1 rRNA gene is annotated in these 230 nt (G+C 52.6%); it reads right to left on the reverse strand.

Features of this window, described 5'->3' with window-relative positions:
* Positions 1–169 precede the first annotated feature (169 nt).
* Positions 170–230 (reverse strand): 16S ribosomal RNA (locus H6B10_RS19095); the annotation flags it as partial.

The following is a 230-nucleotide window of genomic DNA, read 5'->3' on the forward strand; positions in this document are numbered from 1 at the left end:
CTGTAGGTTCGGCTCCGCTTGCGCTTCGCCGCCTGCTGCATCGCGCCTTGCGCGATTCCGGATCATAGATCCGGAGGCATCAGGATCCCTCAAAATTGAACAATACTGAAACTTATTTCCCTGTCCATTCACTCAAAGACCAGCTTTGACTGAATGTCTGACTCCCTAGAAAGGAGGTGATCCAGCCGCACCTTCCGATACGGCTACCTTGTTACGACTTCACCCCAATC

Origin of the sequence: Gemmiger formicilis (genome assembly GCF_016901605.1) — a bacterium.
In the GTDB taxonomy this organism is placed as follows: Bacteria; Bacillota; Clostridia; order Oscillospirales; family Ruminococcaceae; genus Gemmiger; species Gemmiger formicilis_B.